This window comes from Klebsiella sp. AqSCr, assembly GCF_008452795.1.
GTDB classification, from domain to species: domain Bacteria; phylum Pseudomonadota; class Gammaproteobacteria; order Enterobacterales; family Enterobacteriaceae; genus Klebsiella; species Klebsiella pneumoniae.
On the sequence record NZ_MJDM01000009.1, the window covers coordinates 1 to 3740 of the forward strand.

Annotated in this window: 3 protein-coding genes and 1 tRNA gene; 3 read left to right on the top strand and 1 reads right to left on the bottom strand. The window is 51.6% G+C overall.

Annotated elements, in window-relative coordinates:
• Nucleotides 1-201: 201 nt before the first annotated feature.
• Nucleotides 202-1230 carry a UDP-N-acetylmuramate dehydrogenase gene (murB, locus tag BHE81_RS23845; RefSeq protein WP_004177874.1) on the top strand — a complete coding sequence of 343 codons (1029 nt, stop codon included), beginning with the start codon at nt 202-204 and terminating at the stop codon, nt 1228-1230.
• Entirely contained in the window at nt 1227-2189 is a 963-nt protein-coding gene (birA, locus tag BHE81_RS23850; RefSeq protein ID WP_009309950.1) for a bifunctional biotin--[acetyl-CoA-carboxylase] ligase/biotin operon repressor BirA, read from the top strand. The genes murB and birA overlap by 4 nt, the downstream gene beginning before the upstream one ends.
• Nucleotides 2190-2214: 25 nt before the next feature.
• Here the strand turns inward: birA and coaA are convergent, their stop codons facing one another.
• A complete protein-coding gene (coaA, locus tag BHE81_RS23855; protein WP_002883524.1) occupies nt 2215-3165 on the bottom strand; it encodes a type I pantothenate kinase in 951 nt (316 codons plus the stop codon).
• Nucleotides 3166-3593: 428 nt separating this feature from the next.
• On the opposite strand from coaA, the gene BHE81_RS23860 reads away from it, so the two are divergent.
• Nucleotides 3594-3669 (top strand) — tRNA-Thr (locus BHE81_RS23860).
• The last annotated feature ends 71 nt before the right edge of the window (nt 3670-3740 follow it).

Sequence of the window (3740 nt, forward strand, 5' to 3'; positions counted from 1 at the left end):
TGTCGTCCGGCCAGCGTGCCGGTATGCCTCCCCGGTGGCGCTGCGCTTGCCGGGGCTACGGGCCTGTCGCGTTCTGTAGCCCGCACCGGTACACCACATCACCACCGGTAACGCCCCGCAATATCATTGCCCCTGTAATCAGACAAGCCTTCCCCCGCCAGATACGATAAACTAACGCCGATTTTGCATCAGGAAGCCACTATGAACCACTCCCTCAAACCCTGGAATACCTTTGGCATTGAACGCTTCGCCAAGACGATAGTACGCGCCGAAACTGAGCAACAGTTGCTAAGCGCCTGGCAAACCGCTGCCGCGGCAGGCGAACCCACGCTGATCCTTGGGGAAGGCAGTAATGTCCTGTTTCTGAACGACTATGCCGGTACGGTGATCCTCAACCGGATTATGGGGATCGAGGTGAGCGAAACGCCGGAAGCCTGGCGCTTGCACGTCGGCGCCGGCGAAAACTGGCATCAGTTGGTGCAGTTCACGCTACAGCATGCGATGCCAGGTCTGGAAAATCTGGCGTTAATCCCTGGCTGCGCAGGATCTTCGCCGATCCAGAATATTGGCGCCTACGGCGTTGAGCTACAGCGGGTTTGCGAATATGTTGACTGCATTGAGCTGGAAACCGGGCGTAAGCAACGTCTTTCAGCCGCGGAATGCCGTTTTGGCTATCGCGACAGTATCTTCAAACATGAATATCAGGACCGCTATGCCATCGTCGCGATTGGCTTATCGTTAGCGAAAACATGGCAGCCTGTACTGAGTTACGGTGATTTAACGCGTCTCGATCCGCAGACCGTCACGCCGCAGCAGGTATTTGATGCGGTCTGTCATATGCGAATGACTAAATTGCCGGATCCAAAGATTAACGGTAATGCCGGCAGCTTTTTTAAGAACCCGATCGTCAGCGCTCAGGTTGCGAAAGCGCTGCTGGCGCAGTTCCCTCATGCACCGCACTATCCGCAGGCAAATGGCAGCGTCAAGCTGGCCGCTGGCTGGCTAATCGATCAATGTGAGCTCAAAGGACAACGCATCGGCGGCGCGGCCGTCCATCGACAGCAGGCGCTGGTACTGATTAATGAAGATCGAGCGACCAGCGAGGATGTGGTAAAACTTGCTCATTATGTTCGCCAGCGGGTGGGTGCGAAATTCGATGTATGGCTTCAGCCCGAGGTGCGCTTCATTGGCACGCATGGTGAAGTCAACGCAGAGGAGAGCATTGCGTGAAAGACCATACTATCCCTTTAACGCTAATTTCTATCCTTGCTGATGGCGAGTTTCACTCTGGCGAACAGCTTGGTGAGCAGTTAGGCATGAGCCGGGCGGCGATTAATAAGCACATCCAGACCTTACGTGACTGGGGCGTCGATGTGTTTACTGTGCCGGGCAAGGGTTACAGCCTGCCGGAGCCTATTCATCTATTAGATGAGAAAAAGATTTCTCAAGAGATAGACCATGGTCGAGTGACGGTCCTTCCCGTCATCGACTCTACTAACCAGTATTTGCTGGACAGGCTTGATGAGCTGACGTCCGGAGATGCCTGTGTGGCTGAATATCAGCAAGCAGGGCGAGGCCGGCGAGGCAGAAAATGGTTTTCGCCCTTTGGCGCGAATCTCTATCTCTCGATGTACTGGCGTCTGGAGCAGGGCCCGGCAGCGGCTATTGGCCTAAGCCTGGTGATCGGTATTGTGATCGCTGAAGTTCTGCAGCAGTTCGGGGCCGAACAGGTTCGCGTGAAATGGCCAAACGATATTTACCTGCAGGATCGTAAGCTGTCAGGGATCCTCGTGGAACTGACGGGGAAAACGGGCGATGCCGCACAAATCGTCAGCGGCGCGGGTATCAACCTTGTGATGCGTCGCGTGGAGTCTGATGTCGTCAATCAGGGATGGATCAGCCTTCAGGAAGCGGGGGTGGTCATCGACCGTAACCTCCTCGCCGCGCGCCTGATTAAAGAGCTGCGCCTGGGACTGGAGCTGTTCGAGCAGGAAGGATTGGCTCCCTATCTACCGCGCTGGGAAAAACTGGATAACTTTATTCATCGCCCGGTGAAACTGATTATCGGTGATAAAGAAATTTACGGCATTTCGCGTGGCATTGACGCCCAGGGCGCACTATTGCTGGAGCAGGATGGTGTAATAAAAGCCTGGGTGGGTGGTGAAATATCATTGCGCAGTGCAGAATAAAAAAGGGAGCTTCGGCTCCCTTTTTTTATTTACGTAAGCGTACCTGATTCACTGAGTGATTGGCGCTCTTAGTCATGATCAGGCTGGCGCGCTCGCGAGTTGGAAGGATATTTTCTTTAAGATTCATTAGGTTGATTTCATTCCATAGCGAAGTGGCAATATCTACCGCTTCTTCCTTCGAGAGCTTAGCGTAATTATGGAAATAGGAATCCGGATCGGTAAACGCCCCTTCCCGGAATTTAAGAAAGCGGTTGATATACCAGCTTTTCAATAATTCTTCCGGGGCATCGACATAAATAGAAAAGTCGACAAAATCGGAAACGAATACATGATGGGGATCGTGCGGATAATCCATTCCACTTTGCAGAACATTCAGCCCTTCAAGAATTAAAATATCCGGTTGCGCGACGGTTTTGTCACCGTTGGGAATAACATCATAAATCAGATGGGAATAAACCGGCGCGGTTGCCTGCGGTACCCCTGATTTGAGATCGGAGACAAACTTCACCAGGCGATGCATATCATAGGACTGCGGAAAGCCTTTTTTCTTCATTAACCCACGTTCTTTTAAAACCGAGTTAGGGTGCAAAAAACCGTCAGTGGTAATGAGTTCGACATGGCGATGCTCCGGCCAACGACTAAGCAAAGCTTGCAGAACGCGGGCGGTGGTGCTTTTTCCTACCGCAACGCTGCCAGCGATACTGATAATATAGGGAATTCGCTGACCATTGGTGCCAAGAAATTGTTCGAGAACAGCCTGGCGACGCAGGTTAGAACTGATATAGAAGTTGAGCAAACGCGACAGCGGCAAATAGATCTCGGCCACCTCTTCCAGAGAGAGATCTTCGTTGATGCCTTTTAACCGCGTGATTTCTTCCTCGGTTAACGTCATCGGGACAGAATCACGAAGTGCAGCCCATTGGTGGCGGTTAAATTGTAGGTACGGTGTCATTAACGTCTGCTCTTTTTGGCTCATAAGCATGTTCTTACTATCACCGAATACCTTGAAACGGTGATGCTTCACACGAGTTAATCAGGACAATGGGCAGGAGGGTAACACCAGATTGCCGGGAATAATAAGAAAAAAACTCATTGAATGCTGCTTTCTCGCGCCAGCATCACAAGAGAAGAATAAGTTTCTTATTCTTTGCAAAGCATGGCCTTTGCTAACAGGCTAGGCTAGCGGCCTGAATCCTTTCCGTCAGCGGTCAGCATGCGATAGAGGTAACCGGAGATGATCGGACAGCGTCTGAAGCGCCGAATTATTGGCGAATATTTGCACTCCGCTGCTTGAAATTACACCGTTTTTTCGCGTAAGAGCACAAAATGTGAGCAAGAGAACGTTTTATGCAAATTTTTAGTTGCATGAACTCGCTCCTCTCCCTAGAATGCGCGCTACTTGATGCCGACTTAGCTCAGTAGGTAGAGCAACTGACTTGTAATCAGTAGGTCACCAGTTCGATTCCGGTAGTCGGCACCATAACAATTTGGGTGGGGTTCCCGAGCGGCCAAAGGGAGCAGACTGTAAATCTGCCGTCATCGACTTCGAAG

Excerpts from the sequence above, each read along its gene's own strand:
- murB (WP_004177874.1), top strand. The coding sequence starts at position 202 with ATGAACCACTCCCTCAAACCCTGGAATACCTTTGGCATTGAACGCTTC.
- coaA (WP_002883524.1), bottom strand. The coding sequence starts at position 3,165 with ATGAGCCAAAAAGAGCAGACGTTAATGACACCGTACCTACAATTTAAC.